Raw genomic sequence first — 25,153 nt, 5'->3', positions numbered from 1 at the left:
ATTCGGAACGCTCTAGTATAACTTCTGCACGAAAGCCTTAGCCATTTTCTGCCCAAGCTTCTCCTTTTCGACACGGGGTAGATGCCAGACATCCATCCGCAGATTGGAAAAGGCCCCGCTGTCCAGCAGCACTTGATGAATCCCGCTCGCCCATTCCTGGGTGGCATTCGACTGCCCACCTGCAAAAATGATATCCACAGTTTCAGGTTTCTCAGCCCGCAATGCAATGGGCCCCAGCAGCAAAACACCAATCAACATGCTGGCAAATGGTCTAGGTTTCATCTTGGCCATCCTCCCAGTGATCTGCGTATTCATTGTGAATTCTCTGTCGACGATGGTAGTTCAGCCAAAACCTTATCGGCCAACAATTTGCCCATAAATTGATAGCCCTCTTCCTTAAAATGACAATTCTCGGGCAATTGGTATTGGGCAAGCAAGGGAGTGATCGCCCGGTTCATATCCAGAACCGGAATGTTTTGTTCCTTCATGATTGCAGCCGCAACTTTGTTCAAGCGATCGACAGCCCCTGCCACATACTCATTGGCTCCCTCTGGCACCGGAGTGGTATTGACCCACACCAACTTGGCATCCGTCGCCTTGAGCCGCTTAACGATTTGCACAAGCCGCTTCTCGTAGGCCGCGTCTGAAGCACGACGATCATGGATCCCAAAATTAAACGTGATCAAATCCCAGTCGCCGTCACCCAGCCAGATATCCAACTTCTTGATTCCAGTCTGGCTCAGCAACACGCTTTGCCTGGACCTCCTTGGCACTGCTCGGTTCGTGTGCGAAATCATCCTTCATTTCGGCACTCGCAGATTGATACATGACCACCATCACACATGATAGCAGCAGTAATTTCGTAAGACTTTTCATTGGGGTCCTTTGCTATTGGTAAAAATGGAAGCTGAGTCTATCTCAGCCTTGGGGGACGTTCGAGCTTGTCATTACCATTTCGAAAAAAGTTTGATCCGGTAGAGCAGCACCGTTCCGGTGCGCATTTGCGGCGTGTTGGCGATCAGTTGCGAACGCTCGGTACGGTCTGAGACGGACCTGCGCTACCGTTTCAAGTCACATAGGATCAAACTTTCCCAGAGATGGTATCATTTGTAGTATCGTTGCTCAGAAGATCAACATTGCTCACGAAGGTCACTCCATTCAACGAAAAAGCATTAGTCACGGAAGTTGAGGATCCGTTGATCGCCTCAACCGTTGTTCCGATATTCGAGACTTCCGAGACAATGGAGACATTCGTGGCAGTGTCCCAGGTTATGACCGCTGCTTGCGCGCTGCTCAGAAGTAAGCTCGAACCGAGGGTGAGAGTCATAAAGAAGGATTGATTCATTTGGATGTGAATTAAAGTTATCGAATAAATTCTACCCCAAAGACATATGTCCGTCTATCGGCCATATGACCAATACCGCACTCATGCGTGTTTATTCACCAGAAAGCTGGATTCTTCAAAAAATACTGCTACAACACTGATTCATGTATCTTCGTTTATTCGCCCTCACAGTGGCCCTGCTGGCAGGCACACCTACTGCCAGAGGCGCGAATCCCTCCGGTGCGCTGAACGAACTGAAACTCTCGCAACTCGAGCAGCGACTGACAGAAATCGATGCGGAGCTCGCGCAACTTGCGGAAATGAGCCTCCGTAGTGGCGTCGGGTCGATCGGCTATCGCTCCAGAGGCTACGACAGTCCACACACTCCAATATCGGTGGAAGTCGAATTGGAGCACGAGGTCCCCGTCGACGAAGTCGTGCTCGTGCCAACTCTTTGGCGTGACTCAGAGAAAGGCTTTCAGGCAGATGGATTCCCCGCCGCGTTCCGCATCATCGCAAAAAGCACACAGCATCCAGAGGGCACCGTGCTTGCTAACTTCGGTCCGGACTCTGGCATACTGCCTCGGATTGCACCACTCGTCATCCCCGTCGCAGGCATTCCAGCCACGCATATAGTGATCGAGGTATCGGAGCTCTCTATAAAATCATTCGATCAAAAATACGGACTCCAATTCGCAGAGCTTCTCGTCTTTAGTGGCACTACAAACGTCGCACTCAGACGCCCCCTCAACCTTTCATTAGCCCCAAGGGAGCCACGCACGGAAATCCCTTGGCACCCACGTTTCCTTGTGGATGGTCACATGCCCTACTTAATGGATGCGGCGTCTGGCGAAAAAAGCATCGCCTATATTAATCAATTCAATGCCCCATCCACAATCACCGTCGATTTACTTGAGAGCCTCCGCATCACGAGTATTCACCTCCATGCGGTCGATCAAAGTGACACCGTGCCACAAGCCCATCCCGGTGATTTGGGCATCCCCCGACACCTCAAAGTCGAGGGCGCCAATCAAGCCGACTTTTCAGATGCGGTGACCATCCTACAAACCAACGCGGAAAGCCTCAGCGAAATGGGTCCCATTATGATGTGGAATATTCCGGAAGCATTCTGCCGCTACGTCCGACTGACCGAAGTCGATCCGCCTGATAACTTTAGAATAGGTTTTGCCGAAATCGAACTGTTTTCAGACGGGCGAAATGTCGCTCTGGGGAAACCCACCAGTTTAAATAAAAAGATTAATCCTGTTCGCGACCTGGAAGCATTGACCGACGGGCGTAATCTCTACGGAGAGATCCTCCCCATCCGGACATGGATGCAGCAACTCGCCCGCCGTCACGATCTGGAAAGCGAGCGTCCCTTCATCACGCAAGAATTGTTCCGTCGCTATGCACAGCAAAAAGCCAACATGCGACGGATCAGTTGGCTCGCTGCCATACTCTTATTCATCGTCGTCATCGTCGTCATGCTGGAGCAATTTGCTCGTCAACGGGCAATCTCCCGCACACGTGAGCGCATTGCCGCCAATCTCCACGATGAACTCGGCGCAAACCTCCACGCGATTGGTTTACTCGGTGACTTTGCAAAAAAAATAGTCGCTCGTAAGAACGCACAAGATGAGTGGGCCGAACTCAGTGATGTCATCGATGAAGTGCGCGAACTCACCGAAGAAACCGGAGAGACCGCGCGCTACTGCACCAACATGCTCGAAACCAAAGAAATCCATGCTAACTTGCTCGAAGAAATGAAGCGAACCGCCGACCGTCTGCTCACCGACCTCAGCTATCATATCGATTTTCCTGACGACGAAAACAGTCTACAGGAGTTAAAGCCTCGCAGACGCATTGACCTTTTCCTGTTCTACAAGGAATGTCTTACAAACATACTGCGTCACTCCAGTGCCTCCCACGTCTCCACTCAATTGACAGCCAACAACAAAAATATCACCCTAAACATCCGTGACAATGGCCAAGGCCTGATTGATCGGGACATCCCCAAATCCCTGCGACGCCGAGCCCGCCTACTCGGAGGGCGTGTGAGCGCGGAGAACCTCACCACCGGCGGATTACAAATCACACTACAATTACACCCCCGCAGACGCCACCGGTTTACATCGAAATTAATTCACTAATCACCCGACAATGGAAAAACAAATTAAGCTCATACTGATCGAAGACAGCCCCGCCTATCGGAATGTAATTAAGCGCACGCTCGAAGGTGAACCCGACATTACATTGATCCAACAATATGGCACAGCGGAAATTGCACTGCGGAACTTGCAAGACAGATCCCATGATGCTCCGGATATCATTTTACTCGATCTGAATCTACCAGGCATGAACGGTCTCGATGCCCTCCATTGGATCAATGAGTATACTCCAAAAACGAAAACCATTATCCTCACACAATCTAATCAGGAAGCCGACATCTTACATGCGATTTCAAAGGGAGCTGCGGGCTATTTACTCAAAAGCAATACACTCGACCAACTCACAGAAGGCATTCGCACCGTTATGAATGGCGGCGCCTCACTCGACCCCACAGTTGCCAAATACATCATTGGCACAATGAAGAAAAATACACCCTCCATCTCTCACGAGAACCCTTTGAGTGAGCGGGAAATGGAAGTGCTCACCCTCATCAGCGAAGGCTTACAGAAGAAGGAAGTCGCTCAGCAACTGAGGATCAGCCCACGCACCGTAGCCGCCCACGTCGAAAAAATCTATGAAAAGCTCGATGTCACGAACGCGCCCGCAGCGGTGAATCGCGCACATGAGCGCGGTTTCTTTCACCGTTAGCCAAACTAGTGATAGCAGCCATGCATAAAGCCTACACCGAAGAGATACGTATCATCCGATCCATAGAAACCCTCGAAGCCATCGAAGCCATCGAACTGAACTGTCATTCCGCCGCCGCGGCCTCTACTTCCGAATCATCTTCGTAGGCATCTGGAATGTCATATTCGTATTGTATGAACGCCACGCGGGGCTCGACGCAATAAAATCAAAGCGATACTCGAGCTCCTGTAGTTTAGCCGACACCGCTGCCAGCTGCGTTTTGCCCAATGGAGTGAACTTTTACTCAGTATGAGCGCAGCAAGCAGCGACATTTGGCAGCTTTAATTGGGCGCTCGGAGTGACATCAGCTTTGAGATCACCACAGGCAAATTGAATGCCGGCGAGATAGTGCTTCAACATGAGTGGATTAGAGTAGATCTCATGATTGTGCCCCAGGCTGGAGTAAAATACGCGGCCCTTGCCGACACCTTGCACCCAAGAGACCGCATAGTCGCCGTCCGTTCTTTTCATGGGCGATTTCTCATGCGGCGGGTCACTGCGTACCACATCCAAGCTCAACAGGATACGCAGTTTCTCCCGCGAATACGGCTGATCCTTAAACTGGTAGATTTCATCTCTGATTCGAAAATCCGTTTGTTCACCAAAAACCGGCTGTAACAGGGCATGCTCCGGATCTTCGACATTGATGGTCACAGTGTGACGCGCCATCCATGGGTGCCCGTTAAAATAAGCGCCCATCGCCTCACCGTAAGCCTTGTGATTGTAACAAGCATCCGTGGCCGAATGAATGCCAACCAGTCCCCCGCCCTGCGCCACGTATGCGAGCAGATTGTCCACCAGGCGATCATGCCGAGCCTGTAGCCACGCCCAGTCCTCCTTTGAAAAATCCGCCCGTTGCTTCCCCGAGGGCATAAAGAAATCCCGCGTAGGGCTGAGTAAGACCACCGCATCAAAGCCTTTCAATGCATCCGCTTCGAAGTTGGCAGGATCGTCGCTCACAACTGCCTCGTAGGCACCGGTCGCGACGCCGAGCTTTTCCAGCGCCAGCTTGCCCGTCGGAATGGAACCATGACGATAGCCCGCAGTGGCGCTGAAGACCAGCACACGTCGCGCAGCTTCAGGAGCCACAATCGACGTGCTCGGCAGCGCGGCTTCGATTGCCTGAACACGTGCCGCAGGCACAGGTGGGTCATCGAAGGTCGGCACCCAACTGGATGCCGCACTGAGCGAGCCAGCCAACAGAAGACAAGAAAGGGAAAAGACGCTATTCATGGTGCATATTCAAAGCGTATAAGCTCACCTTTGCAAAGACCATTTTGACGAGGCGACTGAGGTGGTAGCTTGTCTTACTGCGCCGGTTCCTATTTGCCATAGCTCTGCCAGGCTTCGGCAAACGCTCCATCCGGCAACCAATTGGCGGTTGATCGATCGCCTTTAAATTTAGTATAAGGTGCGACGTCCAATGCCTGACGCCCGCCAGCTTCAAAATCATACACAGCTCCCAACCAGCCGGCTTCGATGTCGACAGGTTTCAATGTCCCGTCTTCCGCAAGGCGGATGCGCATGGCGGCTTTTAAGTATTCAGTGATAAACTCCCAAGTCGCGTCCGCATCGGCCGGACCATGCCCCACGCCGCCCTCCATCATCACGCACATGGCTGCATCTCGGGTCTGGCGCATCTTGGCCACCACTTCATCCTGTCGGCTTCTGAGGAGATATTTATCCGCCGTGCCACACATCACCATGGCCGGCACAGTCTCTGTATTCGGATACTGTAAGTAGTTAGAAAACCCGGGATGAAAAGCCACCCAAGCGATGACCTGCTCCGGACGATCACGTGGCCAACTGGCAGCGAACCCCGTGCCGTTGGAGTGTCCAAAAGTCATGATCGGCACATGCGGCAGCTCCGGGTGCCCAGACAGCTCAGCCAAGCGTTGCAAGTGCTGGTCGAGGATCGCGACATCGTCCACCCCGCGCTGCACGGGATCGCCATACATGCCAACGAGCGCGACGCCCTCTTCTTCAGCAAAGGCCCGTAGCACTGACTTCGTAAGATCGCCCATACCATGCCGCGAAATATAAAATGCGGCGCGAACTTTTTCGATCGATTCCGGGATATACACATGAAACTGGGCCTCCGTCCCTTTGCGCCCCTCTGGTGATTCCATCTCAACGCTAAAACCAAGCAGACTCGAGTCTACCGGCAAGGGCTCAAGCTTAATTTCGATGGGTTTTTCAGCCGTAAAATAGTCCATCGACTTAATTGGAATCTTCTTAGTGACATGTCCCTCACGCTCGACGATCAGTCGCGCGAGCTGCTTGCGCTTGTTCGGCTGAAGCGGCGTTTCGATTTCAAATTCAAGTGTAAACTCGCCATTTGCATCGCTCCGAGTCTTAGCACCAAGGGGTGCCAGACTAATGAGGGCTACGTTCAGCCAATTGTCCGAGGTGTCCATGACCGTGCCTTTGAGCACATAGGAAGTCGCTCCAGATGTTGTGGAATGGTCGTTCACAGTCGCCGAATACGCACACCAAGGCTGGAGTGTCATGAGCAACAGGATCGAGCAAAACAGCTTGTTTATTGTTTTCATATTTTTGTTCTTTCGCGCTAAATGTAGACACAGAGCGATCGATCTAACTCAGAAGAAATTAGTAGTTTAATGTTGCACCTTTTTTAGGACGGCCCGTTGCGTTGATCCACCATTCACTGGGCCCCTCGGTCTCGATAGCGTTCCATGTTGCAAGCAGTTGATGCTTCATCTGTGCAAGTTTTTCAGGCATAGCCGATGCGAGATTGTTCGTCTCCTCGGGGTCTTCGGAAATGTGATATAACTGCAACACATCAAGCGTATCGTTCGAAACGATTTTCCAGTCCCCGACCCGCATCGCAAGCCGCGAATCGCCGAAGGAAACCGGCGTGCGCCAGAAGAGTGGCTGCTTGCGCTCTAGAGCCTCGCCGCGAAACGCAGGTATCATACTCACTCCATCAATCGTGCGATCACTCGGAAGCGTGATCCCGGTGGCATCGAGAACCGTTGAAAAAATATCTGAGCCAATCACCGGCTCTTCACTGACGAGCCCCGGTTCAATCATTCCAGGCCAGCGCACCACCATCGGCACACGAATACCGCCTTCATAACATGCGCGCTTACGTCCTTTCAAGCCACCCGTTGAGCCGTTCCTAGGGGTATCTCCACCTTCCGGCCCATTATCTGAGGTAAAGACAATCAGCGTATTATCGCTGACGCCCTCTGCATCGAGTGCATCCATAACCATACCGAGTGCGTAATCAAGCTGCGTGACATTACCGAGATAAGTCTGATCCGGCAGGCCCGGGTAAAGATCGCTGAACTGCTCGTCTGTCGCAATCGGTAAATGAGGTTCATGCACCCATACGGAGAGAACAAATGGTTTTTCCTTATTACGCAGATCCTTCAACCAATGTATGCCCTCGGCGGCAACAAGTGGCGCGGAGAACCCCTCCATCTCTCCCACCTTTTCTCTGTTGCGAACAAAATTAACCGGATTCTCATGACTCGGCATGGCATTGTTTTGGGTGGCCATCCAGTAGTCGTATCCATGCGTATCAGGATGTGGATACTCGTAATCTTCAAATTGATTCCGACTCAGCAAATGCCATTTGCCGACATGACAGGTTTCATAGCCTGCTTGCTGAAGCAGCTTTGGGTAAGTAATTTCTCTCTCCCTCAAATGAGTCTGCCCAAGGCCGGACAAATGATTCCAAACGCCATTTCGATAAGGTGTTCTCCCTGTTAAAATAGCCGACCGTGATGGTGAACAGACACCTGAAGCCGAATAGCCCTGGGTGAAGCGAATGCCCTGCGAAGCCAGTTTATCAATATTCGGAGTCTGCACCTTTTCATTTCCATAACAGGCGGCGTCCCCCCAGCCCATATCATCGGCAAGAAAAACGACAACATTGGGTTGTGGTTTTGATTCTGCCTGTAGCACGAGCACAGGTAAGATCAAACAAGAGATGATTTTCGGGATAGATCGTATTAGTTTCATAGCTGTGTGAAGTTTGATGCGCACTAAGTGACTATAACTCAGCAGGCGCCCAATCAGGGATACCCTTTTCTTTGAGTTGCTTGTCATAGAGTATCGCAAAGGGCTGATCTTTGGGCGCGATAACGGGTAAACCTTCGTTGACCATCAATGGCAGAGCGGAATCCCACCACGCATCGTATGACTTACGCAGTTGCTCAACGACTTCTGGATACTGTTGAGCCACATCCTTCTTTTCGCCGGGATCACGCGAGATATCATAGAGCTCCTGATTATTGACCAAGCGCCAACGCTGAGTCCGCACCGCGCACTTTGCATACTTATGTTTTTCCTGTTCCCCTGCCCTCCAACGGCCGCAGTGAATAAATAATTCACGGTCTTCCCAATCAGCTTCTGGGTCTTCAAGTAGTGGCACGAGCGAGCGACCGTCCAAGTCCTGCATCTCAGCCGGTAGCGTCGCACCAGCTAGCTCACTGAAGGTCTTATAGAGATCAATATGAGCCGCTAATGCACCGATGTCGGTGCCAGCTTGCGTCACGCCCTGCCACTGCACGAAGAACGGCACGTGTGTGCCTCCCTCGTTGGGCGAGTTTTTCCCGCCCTTTAGTCCGGCGTTGAAGTATGGAGTTTCCTTCGTCCTCCCTTTTCTCACGGCTCCGTTATCGGTCATGAATATCACGATCGTGTTTTCCAACGCGCCCCACTCTTCGAGCTTGGACATCAATTTTCCGAAATTCTCATCAATGTTTTCGACCATCCCCAAGCGGGCAGCCGACGTTTCGTCACAACCCAAGACGAGCAAACGCTCTTTGTTCGCATCCGGAGCGATGAATGGGCCGTGGGGTGCGTTAAGTGCAATATAAGCAAAGTAAGGGACCTCAGCTGCATGTTGCTCTTTAATCCAAGCCAAACCAGCATCGAAGAAGATCTCCGTGCAAAAGCCTTTCGTTTGAACGACGGTATCATTGTGCAAGAGCACGTTATCGAAATAAGGATTCGTTTCATTCGCAGGAAAGTCGCCATACTTTGTCTGTCCGATCCCGCCTGCTCCATGCATGAGCACCTCATCAAAACCGCGCGACTGTGGTAAATATTCCGACTCATCTCCCAAGTGCCACTTACCAAATAGACCCGTGGCATAGCCCGCAGACTGCAAAACCTGTGGCATGGTGAATACATCCAAAGCCATGCGCTCACGCTGCTGAATCGTATGCGTGACCCCTACTTTGAACGGAAAACGACCACTCATCAGTGCCGCCCGTGTCGGCGCACAGGTCGGGCTAACCTGAAAGTCTGTGAAACGCGTGGCGCCTTCGTAGAAACGATCAATATTCGGCGTTCTCACCAGCTCGTTGCCCATACAGGAAAGATCTCCCATGCCTTGGTCATCCGAAATCACAAGAATGATGTTTGGGCGACTCCCTGCCAGCGATTTTGCATCTAGCTGCGCTGTCAAGAAAAGGGCGCATGTGCAGGCGACATATACGAAGGTCTTCATTGGATTCATTTTTAACATCTATGGCTATAGGTTAATGGCGAATGCTGTAATTAGCGCTCGTTTCATTTTAATTATGTTTCTCAAATAAGAGCTGCTTACTCAGCGAGTTCGAGGCAGACCACGGTCGCGATTGGATCGGGTGCAGTTTGAGGTAACTCAACCGAGAAAAGCTCCCCCTTTTGTTGGAAGGTAAGCGGTGATTGAGTGGCATCCGCGAGGAAGTAAGCACGCTTCACTTTACCTTCAATGCCTGTAATCTCCAAGGTCGACCCCGGCCACTCGAATATTTGTATATAGAGTTTAGCGGGAGCTCCCATCGCTGCGTCAGCGGGTCGAGCCGTTGCCAGCCATTTCACTTTTGGCGTCACGGAGCGCAAGCGACCATTCGGTGCACGGGTCGCTTTAGGGATATCGAAATCTTTTAATTCGCTGGCACGCACACCATACACCGCTTCTCCATTCACCTTGAGCCATGCACCGGCTTCTTTGACACTTTTGACCGCTTCGGTAGGTAACCGGCCCTCAGCTGTTGGACCAAAATTCAGCAAAAAATTACCGTCCATGTTCACGACGCGACCCAGCATTTCGATAATGGTTTTGGCATCCTTCCAGTCTTCATCGCCCTCGGTAAAGCCCCAGGAGTGATTCAAGGTCATGCAGGTCTCCCAATCACGCCAGAGCGTTGTTTCGGGTATCTCACGGTCGCGGTAGGTCAGGTAGTCGACACCAAGCTCACGAAGGAGCGTTAGCTCATCCGGTTGAAGCACCGAAGTCTTGGGGCCAGTGAATTTTAGGCGGCTGTTCACAATCATTCCCGGCTTGAGGCCGCGAATGACATCCATCATCTGCCGACACTTTTCATCTGTCATGCCTGCAGGCATATCAAACCAGATCACGTGGGGATTATATCCTTTGATGATTTCCTGAATTTGTGGAATCGCTATCTCGTTAAAGTAATCATCGAAGCTTCCTTCCTGAGCGGGATCCCATGCGCCACCACGCGGGATCTTACCCCCCGGATGATACCAGTCAAAGGCCTGCGAATAATAGATACCAAACTGAATGCCCGCCTGCTCGCACGCTTCGGAAAGTGCTTTCAACGGATCCTTTTTATAAGGAGTCGCATCGACAATATTGAATGGGCTCACCTCCGAATCATACATCGCGAAGCCGTCATGATGCTTCGCAGTAATCACCATGTATTTCATGCCTGCTTCTTTGGCGACGTTGACCCACTCGGTCGCATCAAACGCAGTCGGATTAAAATCTTTAGCCAGCGCCGCATAGTCTGCGACAGGCCACTCCTCATCGATCATGACCCATTCGCCACGCGCCGGCTCGGCATACAATCCCCAGTGAATGAACATGCCGTATTTAGCCTCACGCCACCACTGCATGCGTTCTTGATCGCCTGCATCAGCTGCGGGAATTTGCTCCGCGGCCCGCATAGGAAGCTTAAGCTCACCGGATAAGCTATCATCGTTCTCATTGGCGGTCAGGCTTACGTTCTTTTCGACGATTAAGCCGGTGGGCTCCGAGGCAGTTTGCAGCGGCTGCGCCCAAAGTGAGCTGGCCAAAAGAAGGCCGGCAATGGTCACTGGTAGACATTTTTCCATAATCAATTATACAATATTAAAGAGCGCCGCGTCACAAAGACTTCGTTCAAACGAAATCCGAAGCGTCTCATGGGTGAATTGAAAATGGCGGAGCCTTCCCCTATGAAGACTCCGCCAAACACCAAGGATGAAAAGACCTCGGTGCTATCCCTAAAAACTTAATTTATAGCAGGCTAGTCGCGACAGCGGCGAAGCATGACGAAGACCAGACCGGAGAGACCAGCGAGCAGCGCGTAGGTGCCGGGCTCAGGGATAGTCGTGGTGAATTGGAAACCGATGTCATTGACACCCCAGGTCGCGGTGTTGCCTTCGGCCGCGGAATTAACAATAAGAACAGTTGGATTCCCGGTGGTTATAGAATACGCATCAGGCCCGTCCCAGCCGCCATCAGGCAGACCGGAATCCCCCACCCCCAAGACGAACTGGTGATTGGCGCCACCTGTCTCCTGGAATGTTGTGCTTGTGAAACTGTTAAATACAACACTCCCGCCAGTATAATCCATACTAACGATGGAGAACCTCAGGCTTGACCCGGTGGCCATTCCGGATCCGACACCGAATGCGTCTCCCGTAGCAGTCGCCACCGTACCAACTGCGGCAGAGGTTGTGCCGAGAGTCGCGGATCCCCCGGTGCCTTCGCTCATAGCCCCGACTGGAGAAATGGAAGAGGTGGCACTACCGCCCGTAAATCCCTCGACCAGCAAATTGAAAGTCAAAGTTCCGTCTGCATCTGTGTATTCAACGAAAAAGTTGGTATTGTCGGTATCAACCGTCGACTGCGTGATGCTTGTGACAGATCCGGAACCGTCCTCGGTAACAGAGTTCGCAAAACTGCTACCTCCTCCCAAATTATTGAAGTCAGCAAAAGTAATGACAGAGGCAGATGATGTGGAAGCCAGCGCAAGCGACGCGGCGGCAGTGGCGAAGAGCAGTCGTTTATTTTTTCTCATGGTATTGTTTCTGTTATCTATGGGTTATTTTTTTTGGGGGGATCGGAGGCGATCCCAGTCTCGCCACTGATAATACCACTCTTTCGAAACATGCCTATCATACGTTTATATGATGGCACAAAGTGCTCCGTTACGCTATGCTTTGGCTTCTTCCGATGCCGTCCCCGTGAAAACCACTGCCAAGAAGTATGTCCACCTTCTAAAAGTCTGGCTTCCCCGAGGAGGGCTCCATCTCCCACAAGCGATTAAGCGTCCTCTTGCCTACTCATTTCCAACGTCCCTTGCTGCTACTGGTAATTCTTTTGCCAAGTATCGCTTGCGCGCAGGCATTACCCGCCAATGCTTCGCTGCCGGAATTGGAGGCTCGGCTGAAAGCGATCGACGCCGAACTGGCCACACTGCCCAACCCGAGCATGCGCAGCGGAATCGGCTCCATCGGTTACCGCTCACAGTGGCACGAGGACGCGGTGCATCGCGAATGGATCGAAATCGATCTAGGCGGGGAATTCCCGATCGATGAGATTATTCTGACTCCGATCGTCTGGCGCGATTCGAAAGGCGGCTTTCGCGCGGACGCATTTCCTCAGGACTTCGTGATCCGGGCCGGGCTGGCAAACGACCGCAGCGGCACGGTGGTCGCACAATCTTCCTCTCACGGCGCAATCCCGATTGGGAATGCGCCCTGGGTCATTCCCATTGAGCAAACAACAGCGTCCTGGGTGCGACTCGAGACCTCCGAGCTGCCACAGCGAGCGAGCGACAAGAACTACGTGCTCCAACTATCGGAAATGCTGGTCTTCAGCGGGTCCGAAAACGTGGCGCTGCGCCGTCCGGTCACCACCTCCTCGGTGAGCCCCAGCCGGGGCAAAGCGTGGAACCCACAGTATCTGACGGATGGCTTGGTGCCCTATCTAATGGATGCCGCGGGCGGCCACTCGAGCCTAGCCTACCTGACTCGCCCAGCCACAGAACATATCCTCACGCTGGATCTCGGCAAATCCTACCCGCTCTCCCGTATCCACCTGCACACCGTGGAGCAAAGCGATACCGTGCCGCAGGCGCTGGCTGGCGATATCGGGATACTCACCCCCCTCAAAATCCTAGGAGCCAACCGCTCCGATTTCAGCGACGCCGTTCCGCTCTTGGAAGTATTAGAACTGTCACTGCTCGACATCGGGCCGATCATGATGTGGCCGATCCGTGAGACGACCTGCCGCTACATCCGGATCATAGCCAAGAAATCTGGGGACGCCCACGGTCAGGATTCCCCTGCTGAGTTCGGCTTTGCCGAAATTGAACTTTTCTCGCAGGGGCGAAACATAGCTTTAGGAAAGCAATTCAATAATAGCGCCGTCGATCGGAGAGTCCATCGCCCGGTGAGCGCGCTGACCGACGGCAACAATCTCTACGGAACCATTCTCCCGGTTCGCACTTGGCTGGAAGCGCTCGCCCAGCGCCATGCATTGGAAGTCGAGCGCCCCCTCGTTTCTACCGCCCTCCAGCAGCGATACACCGCACAAAAGATTAGACTACGACAAATGAGCTGGCTCGCCGTCATCCTCGTCCTTGGAGTCGGATTGTTCATCCTCATCGAGCGCCTGCTACATCGACGTGCAGTAGAAAGGCTGCGCACACGCTTCGCCGCGGATCTACATGATGAGTTGGGAGCCAACCTGCACGTCATCGGCATGCTCGGCAACCTCGCCCAACGCAGCGCAAACTCGGCCGACACGCTGCACAAACTGCATGATCGAATTTGTGAAATGACGGAACGAACCAGTCAGGCCGTCCGCTACTGCACCAACATGCTGGAAGCTAAAGGACTTTACGATCATCTCATAGAGGACATGCAACGATTCACCAGGCGCATCCTCGCCGACATCGACTACACCTTCACCTTCGAAGGTGAAAACTACCTGCTCGCCCTGCCCCCCCGCACCCGAGCGGATCTATTTCTTTTCTTCAAGGAATGCCTCGTCAACATCAGCCGCCACTCCCAAGCCAGCGAATGCCATATCGACCTGTCGGCCACGTCACGCCAACTCTGCCTCACCGTGAAGGATAACGGGCGCGGGTTAAAAGAAATAGACGGCTATCAGGTCCCGCATTCCCTCAAACGTCGAGCCCGCCTACTACGTGCCAAAGTCACCGTAACTCCGAATACCGAAGGTGGCACCTCGGTTCAATTGACCCGCAAACTCCGCCGCCAGTTTTTCTCCCACAAACATTAGATCAATGAACAGAGTCATCAAAATTACACTGATAGAAGACCACCCCGAATTTCGTGAGGTTGTCGGCTTGGCCCTGGCCAGTGAGGCAGACCTGGAATTGATCGGCACCTATGGGTCCGCCGAACGAGCCCTCAGAATACTGGAAAACCCCAAAAACGAAGCAAAACCTGACATCATCCTGCTGGATCTCAACCTGCCGGGCATTTCCGGACTCGAAGCCATCCCATGGCTGAAAGAATATGTCCCCAACAGCAAGATCATCGTCCTCAGCCAGTCGGACAAAGAGTCGGAAGTGGTCAGCGCTATCCAACTTGGTGCCACAGGCTACCTGTTAAAATCCTCCCAAATCGATCAACTGATCGCATCGATCCGCTCCGTTGCAGACGGAGGCTCAACACTCGACCCACAAATCGCCAAATACATCCTCAAACATCTTCAGGACAAGCAACCCAATCTCAAGGTGGCAAAGCCACTCTCCGATCGGGAGCTGGAAATCCTTCATATGCTGAGCGAGGGCTTACTAAAGAAAGAAATCGCCGAAAAACTGGGCATCAGTATCAACACGGTGGCTAGACACATCGTCCATACATACGAAAAACTCGAAGTCCAAAACGCACCCGCTGCCATCAATAAAGCTTATAAGGCAGGGATCTTTCCGAAATGAGCATCCGGCGCATCTTCATAAAGCGTCACATCGTAGGTGACGCCTGCTTCCAGCACTTTGCTTTCATCCCAAATTCATAGGCAGCTGTGCAATGAACTCAAACAAATCGGCTTTACGACGATAATACCCGAGTTAAAGCACCCTCTCTATCACTCGAAACAGGTATTTCCCAATCGGGAAGTAATAAAGAAGAGTCAACGCGGCCCGAGTCCCATTCGTGAAACATCGAGCGCTTCGATTCCAAGCAGTCGGGCCGCGCTGCCGGGCTGAAAGCTGAAATCGCCTGAAGCAGAATCGACAAAGAGAGGGTCTGCGAAAACGCTGCGCGTTTCCTTACCGACTGCCTGCATCCTCAATAAATGCGCCTTCACCCATTCAGGATCCGCGGGATGGTAATAAAGATTCGAGTCCATATCCGTTTGCTCCACCTTCGGATCCCCATCTTCCGTTTTTTGAATTGGCGACTCGCCGTAGGCCTTTCCGCCCTCTGGATGTGATATCACAATGTTATGGCGAACTTCGGATCCTGTGACGCGCACCCATTCGAAACTGATGTAACCGCGCTTCGGTGCCGTTAACGGCCCAACGATAAAGTTATTGATGATATCGTTCACGCCTTTGGAGGCAATTCCCGCGGCGAATCCGTAGTTGTTATAAAGCACATTGCCAAAGATAAGCGTCTCATGCTGATCGTCATCACAGCGAATCGCCGCTGGCAGTGAATGCTCCAGATTATCGTGAATATAATTATAACGCACGATATTCCCCGTGCCCGCCCCGGAGACATAGATTGCATTGCCGTCGGAGAGCAACTGCACCGAGTGGGTGATCTCATTGTATTCTAAAAGATTGTGACGTGCGTGATTATATTTCTCACGAACTTTCCAATGTTCATAAGTCTCGGTGACATTGGCTTTAACCGAATCGGGGATTTCATTCTGACGGATCGTCTGTCCGCCCTCCCCGGTCAAAGGTCGATCCGGCTCCACCCGATTGGTAATCATCACAGCAGTGTAGCCACTGTTCTGGATCAAGTTATGCGCGATGTGATTATGCCCACTTTGCCAGGCCCAAATCCCGGGCGAATGCCAGGTAATCTGACTGAAGTGATGGATGTGATTATTGAGAATCACATTGTGGTGGTTCACATCCTTCGTCCCGGGGCCATAGCCTGCGAGCAAGATGCCCGCTTCGCCCAAATTCGCAAATTCGCTGTCTTCAATACGATTGCGCTGTGCATGTAAATCAAGTCGCAGACCAGTGCCGCCAGAATCGATAAAGCGGCATTGAGTCACGCGGCAGGCTTCCGCGCCACGAAAGCGCAACAGCGCCGTGGGCCGATCAAACATCTCCCAATCATGCTGCAAGCCCCAGCCTAGCCGTGTCTCATCCGTTGTCCACGCCCAGCGGTCTCCATGCGTGAAGGTCAATCCTTCGAAGGCAATCCCCACAACGGGTGTGTCCTGCGCGCCATCATAATCGATCACTCCCTCGACACGTATCAATTCACTGGTCGTCGGCGCCAAGATGCCACGCGGCGAGCCATCCCCAGCAGGATCAGAGGGCCACAAATAGACTTTTCGCGTCTGCGTATTGACCACCCATTCACCGGGTTCATCCAAGGATTCGAGCACATTCTCAACCCAGACAGAGGATCCCGTTGGATTATGCACCCAAGCAGGCAAGGCCCCCATCTCGTAAGTCGCGGACACCGCCGTCGTCGCTACGTTCGAAACTTCATCCACCACAGCTAGCGGAAGCATATTGATCACCCAAGGCCGATAGGGCCGGACCTGAATCTCCACATCCTGAATGTTCTCCCAATTCTTTAGCGAGCCAGCAGGAAAGTGCAGCGTCTTCTTGTCGCCGGTCTTGGTTGGCGCAAAACCGCCATCGCGCGCGCGGTTCAAACGCCCTTGTTCATCATAGAGCGTATAAAAGCGATCCAAACCATCCGGCATGTCAGCCACCCACACATGGGCCACGGCATTTGCAGGAAGCCCCTCCGGCGCGACATCGAGACGCGCCCATCCGGTGATCGGCACACCGGCACTCAACACAGCGCGCTCACCTGGATAGGCCGCGATCGTCAAATAGGCCGGCTCGGTCGTTTCACCCGCGCCGTATTGTTCAATGGTCGGAACCTCCGCCCCAGTCGGACGGCCATCCTCCAAGCCTAGGACCAAAGTCTGATTGAGAGAATGACGCCCTTCACGCAGATAGATCGTCGCGGGCTCAACATTGCCAGCTTGGCGTAAGGCTCTCAACGCCTCCACCGCATCAGGCAGGTTCGCATAGGGCATTGCAAGACTACCATCCGCATTCGAGCCTCCGTCAACAGAGACATAGAGTTCGGTCGCGGTGGATACCTGCAGCGAAAGCAATAGCGCACAGGCAACGCGTTTCAATTTTTTGCTAGTTAGTTTTGGGGTCATCTAAGGTCTATTCTAATTGATACGATTATCGAGCGCCTTCACTCGCCGCCTCAACAGGAACAAGTTCCAAACCTTTAAACTCAAAGCCACTGCCCATACCGATAGTCCGTTTGGGATAGACCCGGATCTCTTGAACTCCGGCCTGATCAATTCGGATCGTTTCCGCATGCTGTTTCTTCTTTAAAACACCGACCTCTCCCGCTGCGCTGAGCGGCTTTTGATCCGTTGCAGTGATCAACTCGTAGACGAACTTATTGTCGCTCGTGTCTTCACTGAAGATAGCAAATTCTCCCGGCTCGGTGACATTCACTGTCCAGATCAAACCCTGCTTGGTATTTTCTCCCCATCGGTGAGTCACCTCATGATCATAGTCATAACTGATGCGACGAATCGCAAATTCACATCGGGAAACAGGCAACTGAATGACTCCATCCGCCGCTTGCTGGATGGTTTCGTCGACCACACTTACCACGTTCTCCGCCATCTCCAAGACGACCACCGTCACACGCGGTTGGCGGAGCTCTTCAGGGACGCGAATACGAATCTCAGAACCTTCCTGCTCCACGGACAAGGGCTGCTGCGCGGGGTCTGCGAGGCAATAAGCATTCGTCACTTCAGAGAGTATCCCTTCCAAGATCACCTCCGCTTGCTCTAATTCTTTGAGGTGTAAATACAGTTTGCCCGGCTTGCTGGTAATCGCATAGGGCGGGAATTTCAGCGGGCTTGGATCCGCGCCATAAATCGCCTCGCCATTGACTTCCAACCACTCGCCGATCGCACGCAAACTATTCAACTGCGACTCGGGAATCGTGCCATCCGGACGCGGCCCCACATTGAGCAGGTAGACACCACCATAACAAACGATGCGGCTCAAGCTGTAGATGAAATCCGCATAGTCCTCCGAACGATCCGTCTCACCACCATAGACCGTATAGCCCCAGCCGCGCTCGGTCACCGATTCGTGGGTCTGCCAAGGCACCTTCAGATCTGGCAACCAGGTCGCCGTGCTGACGCTTGGTGTGGTCCCATTATCGATCGATACATCAAAATGACCATAGCCCTGCCCCAACCTTGAATTTACCAAAGCCCCGGGTTGATTCTCGCGAACGATGTCCATCATCTGCTGACATTTGGCATCATCCATCTGCACAGGGGTATCAAACCAAACCATGAAAATGTCGCCATAGTTCTGCGTCAGCTCTTCCACCTGAGCCACGGCCTTTTCCTGAAAGTAAGCGTCGAACTCTTCCTGCGGCTTGATCGGCCCGTCAAAATCCCAACTATTGCCAAAGCCACCCGGCTCATGCCAATCCTGACTCTGCGAATAGTAGAATCCCAAATTCATCTCCCGCTCCGCGCACTCGACCGACAGCTCCTTAAATAAATCCCGCCCAAAGCCGGCGAAGTCCACGAGGTTATAGGGGTGCGCCGAATCATACATGGCAAAGCCATCATGATGCTTGGCAGTCACGACGATGAACTTCATGCCAGCCTGTTCCGCGATGTCCACCCACTCCGCGGCATCGAACTTTTCGGGCTTAAACAAACCTGCGGCCTGTTCCTCGTAATCTTTGATCGGGATCTCACCACGACGCATAATCCACTCAGCCGTGATTTCCTCGCCCTGCCAAACACCGCCCAACTGAGCATACGGTCCAAAGTGCACGAAGAGACCAAACTTATCATGATACAGTTGCTTCATGTTCGCCCGGACTTCAGGCGTATAGGCAGAAACATCCGTCTTGCCGAAATCGACTTTGCCATCGGTCTCGGTCACATAATCAATCGCCGTCGGCTTCACTGCAGTCTGCCCCGTAGCCATCGAGGCACAGCCCAGCAGTATTAAAAGTGTCGATTGTAACTTCATAAAATTCCCTTCGTCTCGATCTCGATTAAAGTTTTTCAATGTAGACATAATACGCGGGATGGATGCGTTTTTCACTGTCGATGAGTTGAGCTTCCATGTCGTATCTCCCAGCGGGAATGGTCGCCTTGAACGTCACCTCTGCTTGATCCTGCGCGATCTTTTCTGACTTCACGACATTGGCGACATAGAGGTAAGCCGAGGTGAAATCCGACTTCACACTCGCGGGCAGAAGCCGATCCAACTCGATCCGCTTCTCCTGAGCCGGAAAGGTGGCGTTGATCGCCAAGCCACTTTCCAGAGGGAAACGGCGCAGGGTAATCGTATACTCGCCATCCTCGACAAATTCGATTTTCCAACGACCACTGGCCTGAGATGCCACGGCCGCTCCGATCTGATGCCATGACTGGCCATGCTTACCCGTCAGCATATCGTGGGCTGAAATACGGCTCGGGTTTTCCTGTGGAGAACCGACCTTGATATATGCGTAGCGCTCGTTCACACCCTCCTCCACAAATGAATTCCACCACTGCTCATAGCCTTTAGCGAGACGTGCCGCGACTTCAGGATGCGCATCCAGCACGTTGTTCGTCTGACTGCGGTCCTCGCGCATATCATAGAGCTCGTCACCATTCACCAAGCGCCAATTCTCATCCATCACCGTATACTTGCGATACTTGACCAGATTCTGAAGACGCTGCGTATCCATATACAGAATACGATTCGGCCAAGTCGGATTCGACTCAGTCAACAGCGGCTTAAAGCTCATACCATCCAGAGGCTTCGCGGGCTCAAACTCGAGCCCGAGCAAATCCACAAATGTCGGCAACACATCGTAATGCGCCAGCAAATGGTCGATGTCCTTGCCGCCGGTCAGCTGACCATTAGGCCAACGAATGAAGAACGGCACACGGTGACCGCCTTCATATTCGCTCCCCTTTGAGCCCTTAAGTCCTGCGTCGTAGATCTTGTTGCCGCCGGCCGTGCCATTATCCGTCATGAATATGACAATTGTATTATCAGTTAAGCCCAAGGCATCGAGTTTCTCATTCAGCCGCTTAAAGTTATCATCAATGTTCGTGATCATCCCATAAAAACGCTGAAAGCGCTCAGGCAAATCCGGCACATCTTTATACAAATTCAAATAATCCACCGGGACATTGTAAGGCCCATGCGGTGCATTGGTTGAAATGTAGCAGAAGAATGGACGGTCCTGATTATCCTCAATAAACTGAAGGGCCTCGGAAAAGAAGACATCCGTGCAATAGCCCTGATAAGCCTGCATCTCGCCATTGTGCCAATAAGTGTCGTCAAAATAATCATTTCCCCAGTAGTCTGGCCCCTGAGTGATACCACCACCACCATGACGCACGACCTCATGAAAACCGCGATCCATGGGGCGAAACGGATAATTGTCTCCGAGGTGCCACTTGCCAAACATACCGTTCGTATAGCCGTTTTGCGCCAATACCTCGGGCAGCAAAAGCTCATCCTCAAACAGAAGCGAGCGCCCGTTAATGGTATGAAATACATTGAGCCGATTGCTGTGACGACCGGTCATCAGAGAGCCCCGACTCGGCGCACAGGTCGTGGACACGTGGAAGTCGGTCAATCGAACGGACTCGTTATAAAAGCGATCGATATTGGGCGTCTGAACAATAGGATTTCCCATGCAGGCCAAATCTCCCATTCCCTGGTCATCGGTGATCACGATCACGATATTTGGCCGTTGTTTGGTCGCAGCGGCCAATGAGGATGCTACAGATAGAACCACGCAGGCGAGCATCCGAGCACGTTTAAATTGAAATCTATTTTGAATCATAACTCGTTTCTGGAATATAATTACAGGTCCAGTTCCACTAGAACTGAAGAGATGAGATAGCCTCGGGAATCTTTGAGGTTCACATAATACGTCTGGTAACTTTCCGGCAGGTCGGCCGAAACCAACTGTGTGTCTGCATCGATTTCCGCAGGCAGCGTCTCATATTGAATCGCCTGAACCGCTCCCTGATCTAACTCGGGTAAGCGGTGCATCTTCGGCGCCTGAGTCACGCGACGATCTAGCATCTCGACTAGAGGCGTCGTGACATTCAACTCGGCTGCCCATGTATGCGCAGCAAAGAAGAGAGCGTAGATAATGTGCAGTTTCTTCATGGGATAGTTATTTCTTAGAATAGTATCAACATTCAGTGCCAGTTGATCCGCGCCTCTTTAGACACGAGATCTACCCACACAGATGCGTGTTTAAACTTACGGGTCGCCGTCATCCCATCCCAGACGGCGTCCGCCTCAGGCGGCCCCAGTGGTTTTTCAAACTCGGGATAGGTATCCAAAAATCCGTGCTTTTCACGATAGCCCCACGAATAGCAAAATTGTGAATCCGCACGGGCAGCGACCAGAAAGCAAGCCAAGGGAAAAGTGATCCGCTCGCGGGCCATTTTCAGCAATTCCTCATGGGGTAATTGCATCATCTCCGAATCATTCCAGGCAAAACCGGGCCATGCCTTAATCACCACAAATTTACCCTTATCCGCCGCAAGCTGAATGGTCTCGAGGTCTGCCTTAACGGTGGCAGGGTCGTGGCTGTTAAACGCATCAAAGTGCTCAATCATCACCCCATCCAGGCCCGACCAATCCAGAATTTCACGGTAATCCTCACCGCGCGTCCCATTCGCCAGAATATACTTATCCGGGCCAATCTTCTGCTTGGTCAATGCAATCATTTCACGCACGCCCGCGACGATGGCTTGCGCTTTTTCGGCGCCGACTTGCGCGCCCAACCGCTTATGCAGCACTTGTGGCAAAGCGTCCACGAAGACACCGTCGATCAAGCCGTCCTTCATTTGCTCCGCTATGACCTCGGACCACCACACACGAAACTCCGGATTCGACGGATCGGGCCGGGCAACATCGGTCGATTTGTAAACGATATTTCCACTGGCGTCCCGCAAATCCCACTCAGGCTGATAGGTCTCATAGGCCTCATAGCCGGGCCAATTGATAAAGGCATTCAGATAAAAAAGCACCTTAACACCGCGGTTACTCCGCTTCAAGCGCTTCGCCGTCGCGGCGATCCCCGCTTCCGTGCTGCCGTGCGCCAGCAGGCCATGCCGCTTCTCCAAAACGATCCAACCATTATACGAGGCGAGAAAATCGATCTCTGCATCGCTCAAAACGCCTTTGGTTTTGCCAAAGTGAAAATTGACCGGCACATGGTCCCAATGACTCGCATACAGGTTCGATTTATCCAGCGCCTGAGCATACAGCACAGAGGCCCCCCATAGGGCCGTCAGAATACTGCTAAGTTTAAATAATTTGAGGGGCATAAGTTGGGGTATAGACATTCAAATATTGAATCATACTAATGTGTACCTAGATCTACGAGCGCCGCGCTGTCTTCGCTCTCGTCTGACTCGCCTTCCCAGCCATTAATTTTCAGGATGTAACCGGCGGTTGAATCATCGTCATGACAAGCGAGGTAGAGGTAGTCCGGCTGACCGTCCTTCCACAGAATATGCGGCCGCTCACTACGCGCCAATTTGTGCCCAAAGTAGAATTCGTTGGTCTGATAACCGACCTTTGGAATGCCCCAGTCGATCCCATCTCGGGATTGATAGATGAGGCCCGGGCGCATACCACCTGGACGTGGATTGCCCGTATGCGTGCCTTCCAGTAGGCCTTTCACATTCTGACGATCCTCAAGGATCATGTAATACATGCCATTGTAGTAAAAGGCATAGGGATCTTCGATATCAACCTGCTGATCCGCATAAGAAATCAAAGGGTTCGCCTCATAGACCTCGTAGGGCCCTTCGATTCGATCGCTCGTTGCCAGAGAAATTTCACGGTAGATCTTCCCCTCACGCTGCGTCATGGTTTTATAATAGATCCGGTATTGTCCATCCGGTGCGACGACGAAAGTCGGGTTCGAGGCATGCTCGCCGTTTTGCGCAGTCGCTTTCAGAATCGGATTGTGCGGACTCTCGGTCCACGGCCCCATCAACGACTGTGCCGTGGCGATGCCGACTTCTTGCTTCGAGCCATTGGCATCCTGGTGACGGTTCAGTAAAAAGACTAGAACATAGCTACCCCCCACTTTGGATACTTGTGGATTATGATAACTGGCAATGTCACTCACGAATACATCACCCAGCAAAGTGTAAGGCCCCTCCGGTTGGTCGGCCACCCAGTGTGCAATCTTACTATGCGTCGTCCATTTCCCCTTCTTATCGATGATGGAATTAAAGATGTGCACCTTGCCAGCTTCATCATAAATCGGCGCCATGCCCCATGTCCATGTCCCCGGCTCGGACGGCAAAATAAACGGCCCGGGTGTCAGGGACTTTACAAACTTGGACTCTTCCACACCCGCGGCAGCTTGGGACAACAAACCCAAGGCCAGCACGGCAGATAATAGGTATTTCAATTTCATCATAATCAGGGTCATGTGGGCATTAGTAATCAGGCAGCCCTTAACACAATTATACCCATCCAAGTTCCCCTAGTATATCCCACAAATACGGGATAAAGCACGCGGGGCGTGATTAACCACAGCGGGGAGTGTTCTCTTTGTAGCGGCGTTCTTTAGACGCCGTCCCCCCGTGACAGTATTCACCCGAGCGCTCGTAAACCCTGACTGGGGCTAAAGCACCCAGCTACGTTTCCTCGTAGTTTTATGACACCCAAGCACGCTGGCTTAAGCATTCTTCGAGTAAATGAAACTTGGGGCTTCCCATACCGACTCACCTGACCGTATTTAATAAAAACAATAAAGGCCGTCTGCAACAAGTGCAGACGGCCTTTCCCTATATAACCCTAAAAAATTAGTTGCGGCGGCGCAGCATCACTAGAGCCATACCCGTAAAGCCTGCAAGCAATGCATAACTGCCAGGCTCAGGAACCGCGACAGTGAAGGAAAAATCAAGATCACGAAAACGGTTGTTATTATCCGTCGCCGTCACCGTCAGCACCTGAACGGGGCCTGAAAAGGGAATATCAGCAACAGATTCCGTAGCAGGAGTCGTAACTACTTCGGCGCCAATCGTCCCAAAGTAAAATGTTTCATCGTCTTGTCCTATATATCTACTGATGGCAGAGAACCCATCAAAGGTGGCCGCCCAGCCAAGGTCTTCACCTTGCGTAAAGACTATCTCCTCAATACTCAGCTGAAAAGATTGATTATTATCGAGATCGTAAGCTGGGCCAAAATGCTGATCCGTAGGCGTTGTTACTGTGTCACCGACACTATAATCAAATGCCGTCCCGAGAGTGACAGCTCCAGTCTCAGAGGAATAGCTGGAACCAGTAAAAGCTGCACTGCGAAGCTTAAAAGTTAAAGTATCATTAGAGGTGCCAAGTCCATCCAGATCGCCAGTCTTGGTCCATGTGTAGAGCCAGTCGTTACCGTCTGCCTCCACCGTAACTGTAAACTGACTCGTCTCACCAGAAGCTCCAAGGTCAACCGCCTCCCAATTGACGCCTGCCGCGACTGTTGCTGCTTGCGCGGAAGTAGAAAAGAGGCCAGCTGCTGCGAGCCATATAAATGGTTTGATAGTGCGATTACTCATAGGGATAATAGTAGGTTAGATTTATTGTTAATATTCAGTGGCATTACTATCTCAGGCGAACAGCAATGTTAATATATAACAATATAAAGCAGAGCCCGTCAATCCCAATATTTTAGGGGTAGACAAAGAATGTGTTCCTCTGGCAAAAAAAATAAAAAAGC

22 protein-coding genes are annotated in these 25,153 nt (G+C 52.2%); 5 read left to right on the top strand and 17 right to left on the bottom strand.

Going from position 1 to position 25,153, the window contains the following annotated elements; all coding sequences use genetic code 11:
* Positions 1 to 12: 12 nt before the first annotated feature.
* The 4 genes from SH580_RS00855 to SH580_RS00840 all read right to left on the bottom strand — a co-directional run bounded on the left by SH580_RS00855 (position 13) and on the right by SH580_RS00840 (position 1,345).
* Positions 13 to 282, bottom strand: a complete 270-nt coding sequence (locus SH580_RS00855; protein ID WP_319833113.1) for a hypothetical protein — start codon at positions 280 to 282, stop codon at positions 13 to 15.
* Positions 283 to 311: 29 nt separating this feature from the next.
* On the bottom strand, positions 312 to 719 hold the full coding sequence (locus tag SH580_RS00850; protein ID WP_319833112.1) for an SGNH/GDSL hydrolase family protein: 408 nt from the start codon (positions 717 to 719) through the stop codon (positions 312 to 314).
* A complete protein-coding gene (locus SH580_RS00845) occupies positions 700 to 876 on the bottom strand; it encodes a hypothetical protein (RefSeq protein WP_319833111.1) in 177 nt (58 codons plus the stop codon). The genes SH580_RS00850 and SH580_RS00845 overlap by 20 nt, the downstream gene beginning before the upstream one ends.
* 205 nt (positions 877 to 1,081) lie before the next feature.
* On the bottom strand, positions 1,082 to 1,345 hold the full coding sequence (locus SH580_RS00840; RefSeq protein WP_319833110.1) for a hypothetical protein: 264 nt from the start codon (positions 1,343 to 1,345) through the stop codon (positions 1,082 to 1,084).
* Between the two features lie 143 nt (positions 1,346 to 1,488).
* Between SH580_RS00840 and SH580_RS00835 the strand changes: the two genes are divergently transcribed.
* From SH580_RS00835 to SH580_RS00825, 3 genes are read left to right on the top strand one after another with little or no spacing between them, the layout of a single operon-like run.
* On the top strand, positions 1,489 to 3,474 hold the full coding sequence (locus tag SH580_RS00835; RefSeq protein WP_319833109.1) for a sensor histidine kinase: 1,986 nt from the start codon (positions 1,489 to 1,491) through the stop codon (positions 3,472 to 3,474).
* 10 nt (positions 3,475 to 3,484) lie between these two features.
* Positions 3,485 to 4,141: a response regulator gene (locus SH580_RS00830; protein WP_319833108.1), complete on the top strand. Its 657-nt coding sequence runs from the start codon at positions 3,485 to 3,487 to the stop codon at positions 4,139 to 4,141.
* A 20-nt stretch (positions 4,142 to 4,161) separates the two neighbouring features.
* The gene (locus SH580_RS00825) at positions 4,162 to 4,287 is read left to right on the top strand and encodes a hypothetical protein (RefSeq protein ID WP_319833107.1); all 126 of its coding nucleotides are present in this window, start codon (positions 4,162 to 4,164) and stop codon (positions 4,285 to 4,287) included.
* Between the two features lie 133 nt (positions 4,288 to 4,420).
* Here the strand turns inward: SH580_RS00825 and SH580_RS00820 are convergent, their stop codons facing one another.
* The 6 genes from SH580_RS00820 to SH580_RS00795 all read right to left on the bottom strand — a co-directional run bounded on the left by SH580_RS00820 (position 4,421) and on the right by SH580_RS00795 (position 12,231).
* Complete coding sequence (locus SH580_RS00820; protein ID WP_319833106.1) at positions 4,421 to 5,413, bottom strand: ThuA domain-containing protein; 993 nt, start codon at positions 5,411 to 5,413, stop codon at positions 4,421 to 4,423.
* An 89-nt stretch (positions 5,414 to 5,502) separates the two neighbouring features.
* Complete coding sequence (locus tag SH580_RS00815) at positions 5,503 to 6,732, bottom strand: dienelactone hydrolase family protein (protein WP_319833105.1); 1,230 nt, start codon at positions 6,730 to 6,732, stop codon at positions 5,503 to 5,505.
* 58 nt (positions 6,733 to 6,790) lie between these two features.
* The gene (locus tag SH580_RS00810) at positions 6,791 to 8,170 is read right to left on the bottom strand and encodes a sulfatase family protein (protein ID WP_319833104.1); all 1,380 of its coding nucleotides are present in this window, start codon (positions 8,168 to 8,170) and stop codon (positions 6,791 to 6,793) included.
* A 31-nt stretch (positions 8,171 to 8,201) separates the two neighbouring features.
* Entirely contained in the window at positions 8,202 to 9,665 is a 1,464-nt protein-coding gene (locus SH580_RS00805; protein ID WP_319833103.1) for an arylsulfatase, read from the bottom strand.
* A 95-nt stretch (positions 9,666 to 9,760) separates the two neighbouring features.
* Positions 9,761 to 11,281, bottom strand: coding sequence for an alpha-L-fucosidase (locus SH580_RS00800; protein ID WP_319833102.1), 1,521 nt, complete (start codon positions 11,279 to 11,281; stop codon positions 9,761 to 9,763).
* Between the two features lie 173 nt (positions 11,282 to 11,454).
* On the bottom strand, positions 11,455 to 12,231 hold the full coding sequence (locus tag SH580_RS00795) for a PEP-CTERM sorting domain-containing protein (protein WP_319833101.1): 777 nt from the start codon (positions 12,229 to 12,231) through the stop codon (positions 11,455 to 11,457).
* Positions 12,232 to 12,533: 302 nt separating this feature from the next.
* On the opposite strand from SH580_RS00795, the gene SH580_RS00790 reads away from it, so the two are divergent.
* The gene (locus SH580_RS00790; RefSeq protein WP_319833100.1) at positions 12,534 to 14,462 is read left to right on the top strand and encodes a histidine kinase; all 1,929 of its coding nucleotides are present in this window, start codon (positions 12,534 to 12,536) and stop codon (positions 14,460 to 14,462) included.
* A gap of 4 nt (positions 14,463 to 14,466) precedes the next feature.
* Positions 14,467 to 15,126 (top strand): response regulator, encoded by a 660-nt coding sequence (locus SH580_RS00785; RefSeq protein ID WP_319833099.1) that lies wholly within the window; start codon positions 14,467 to 14,469, stop codon positions 15,124 to 15,126.
* A 194-nt stretch (positions 15,127 to 15,320) separates the two neighbouring features.
* Here the strand turns inward: SH580_RS00785 and SH580_RS00780 are convergent, their stop codons facing one another.
* The 7 genes from SH580_RS00780 to SH580_RS00750 form a co-directional block, all read right to left on the bottom strand.
* Entirely contained in the window at positions 15,321 to 17,561 is a 2,241-nt protein-coding gene (locus SH580_RS00780) for a right-handed parallel beta-helix repeat-containing protein (RefSeq protein ID WP_319833098.1), read from the bottom strand.
* A gap of 25 nt (positions 17,562 to 17,586) precedes the next feature.
* Entirely contained in the window at positions 17,587 to 19,476 is a 1,890-nt protein-coding gene (locus SH580_RS00775) for an alpha-L-fucosidase (protein WP_319833097.1), read from the bottom strand.
* The gene (locus tag SH580_RS00770; RefSeq protein WP_319833096.1) at positions 19,454 to 21,247 is read right to left on the bottom strand and encodes an arylsulfatase; all 1,794 of its coding nucleotides are present in this window, start codon (positions 21,245 to 21,247) and stop codon (positions 19,454 to 19,456) included. Before SH580_RS00770 ends, SH580_RS00775 begins: the two co-directional genes overlap by 23 nt.
* 20 nt (positions 21,248 to 21,267) lie before the next feature.
* Positions 21,268 to 21,579 carry a hypothetical protein gene (locus SH580_RS00765; protein ID WP_319833095.1) on the bottom strand — a complete coding sequence of 104 codons (312 nt, stop codon included), beginning with the start codon at positions 21,577 to 21,579 and terminating at the stop codon, positions 21,268 to 21,270.
* 32 nt (positions 21,580 to 21,611) lie between these two features.
* Complete coding sequence (locus SH580_RS00760; protein WP_319833094.1) at positions 21,612 to 22,751, bottom strand: putative glycoside hydrolase; 1,140 nt, start codon at positions 22,749 to 22,751, stop codon at positions 21,612 to 21,614.
* Positions 22,752 to 22,786: 35 nt separating this feature from the next.
* Positions 22,787 to 23,860: a glycoside hydrolase family protein gene (locus SH580_RS00755; RefSeq protein ID WP_319833093.1), complete on the bottom strand. Its 1,074-nt coding sequence runs from the start codon at positions 23,858 to 23,860 to the stop codon at positions 22,787 to 22,789.
* A gap of 388 nt (positions 23,861 to 24,248) precedes the next feature.
* The gene (locus SH580_RS00750) at positions 24,249 to 24,992 is read right to left on the bottom strand and encodes a PEP-CTERM sorting domain-containing protein (protein ID WP_319833092.1); all 744 of its coding nucleotides are present in this window, start codon (positions 24,990 to 24,992) and stop codon (positions 24,249 to 24,251) included.
* Positions 24,993 to 25,153 lie beyond the last annotated feature (161 nt).

The sequence above is a fragment of the Coraliomargarita algicola genome, from assembly GCF_033878955.1.
In the GTDB taxonomy this organism is placed as follows: Bacteria; Verrucomicrobiota; Verrucomicrobiia; order Opitutales; family Coraliomargaritaceae; genus Thalassobacterium; species Thalassobacterium algicola.
Note: the sequence above shows the minus strand (reverse complement) of the source record. Positions and strands in the feature narration are given on the sequence as shown.

What these genes read in the sequence shown, in the direction of transcription:
- SH580_RS00815 (WP_319833105.1), bottom strand. Translation starts at nt 6,732, where the DNA reads ATGAAAACAATAAACAAGCTGTTTTGCTCGATCCTGTTGCTCATGACA.
- SH580_RS00795 (WP_319833101.1), bottom strand. Translation starts at nt 12,231, where the DNA reads ATGAGAAAAAATAAACGACTGCTCTTCGCCACTGCCGCCGCGTCGCTT.
- SH580_RS00820 (WP_319833106.1), bottom strand. Translation starts at nt 5,413, where the DNA reads ATGAATAGCGTCTTTTCCCTTTCTTGTCTTCTGTTGGCTGGCTCGCTC.
- SH580_RS00750 (WP_319833092.1), bottom strand. Translation starts at nt 24,992, where the DNA reads ATGAGTAATCGCACTATCAAACCATTTATATGGCTCGCAGCAGCTGGC.
- SH580_RS00800 (WP_319833102.1), bottom strand. Translation starts at nt 11,281, where the DNA reads ATGGAAAAATGTCTACCAGTGACCATTGCCGGCCTTCTTTTGGCCAGC.
- SH580_RS00845 (WP_319833111.1), bottom strand. Translation starts at nt 876, where the DNA reads ATGAAAAGTCTTACGAAATTACTGCTGCTATCATGTGTGATGGTGGTC.
- SH580_RS00825 (WP_319833107.1), top strand. Translation starts at nt 4,162, where the DNA reads ATGCATAAAGCCTACACCGAAGAGATACGTATCATCCGATCCATAGAA.
- SH580_RS00765 (WP_319833095.1), bottom strand. Translation starts at nt 21,579, where the DNA reads ATGAAGAAACTGCACATTATCTACGCTCTCTTCTTTGCTGCGCATACA.
- SH580_RS00810 (WP_319833104.1), bottom strand. Translation starts at nt 8,170, where the DNA reads ATGAAACTAATACGATCTATCCCGAAAATCATCTCTTGTTTGATCTTA.
- SH580_RS00770 (WP_319833096.1), bottom strand. Translation starts at nt 21,247, where the DNA reads ATGATTCAAAATAGATTTCAATTTAAACGTGCTCGGATGCTCGCCTGC.
- SH580_RS00805 (WP_319833103.1), bottom strand. Translation starts at nt 9,665, where the DNA reads ATGAAGACCTTCGTATATGTCGCCTGCACATGCGCCCTTTTCTTGACA.
- SH580_RS00755 (WP_319833093.1), bottom strand. Translation starts at nt 23,860, where the DNA reads ATGATGAAATTGAAATACCTATTATCTGCCGTGCTGGCCTTGGGTTTG.
- SH580_RS00840 (WP_319833110.1), bottom strand. Translation starts at nt 1,345, where the DNA reads ATGAATCAATCCTTCTTTATGACTCTCACCCTCGGTTCGAGCTTACTT.
- SH580_RS00855 (WP_319833113.1), bottom strand. Translation starts at nt 282, where the DNA reads ATGAAACCTAGACCATTTGCCAGCATGTTGATTGGTGTTTTGCTGCTG.
- SH580_RS00775 (WP_319833097.1), bottom strand. Translation starts at nt 19,476, where the DNA reads ATGTCTACATTGAAAAACTTTAATCGAGATCGAGACGAAGGGAATTTT.
- SH580_RS00760 (WP_319833094.1), bottom strand. Translation starts at nt 22,751, where the DNA reads ATGCCCCTCAAATTATTTAAACTTAGCAGTATTCTGACGGCCCTATGG.
- SH580_RS00835 (WP_319833109.1), top strand. Translation starts at nt 1,489, where the DNA reads ATGTATCTTCGTTTATTCGCCCTCACAGTGGCCCTGCTGGCAGGCACA.
- SH580_RS00780 (WP_319833098.1), bottom strand. Translation starts at nt 17,561, where the DNA reads ATGACCCCAAAACTAACTAGCAAAAAATTGAAACGCGTTGCCTGTGCG.
- SH580_RS00830 (WP_319833108.1), top strand. Translation starts at nt 3,485, where the DNA reads ATGGAAAAACAAATTAAGCTCATACTGATCGAAGACAGCCCCGCCTAT.
- SH580_RS00785 (WP_319833099.1), top strand. Translation starts at nt 14,467, where the DNA reads ATGAACAGAGTCATCAAAATTACACTGATAGAAGACCACCCCGAATTT.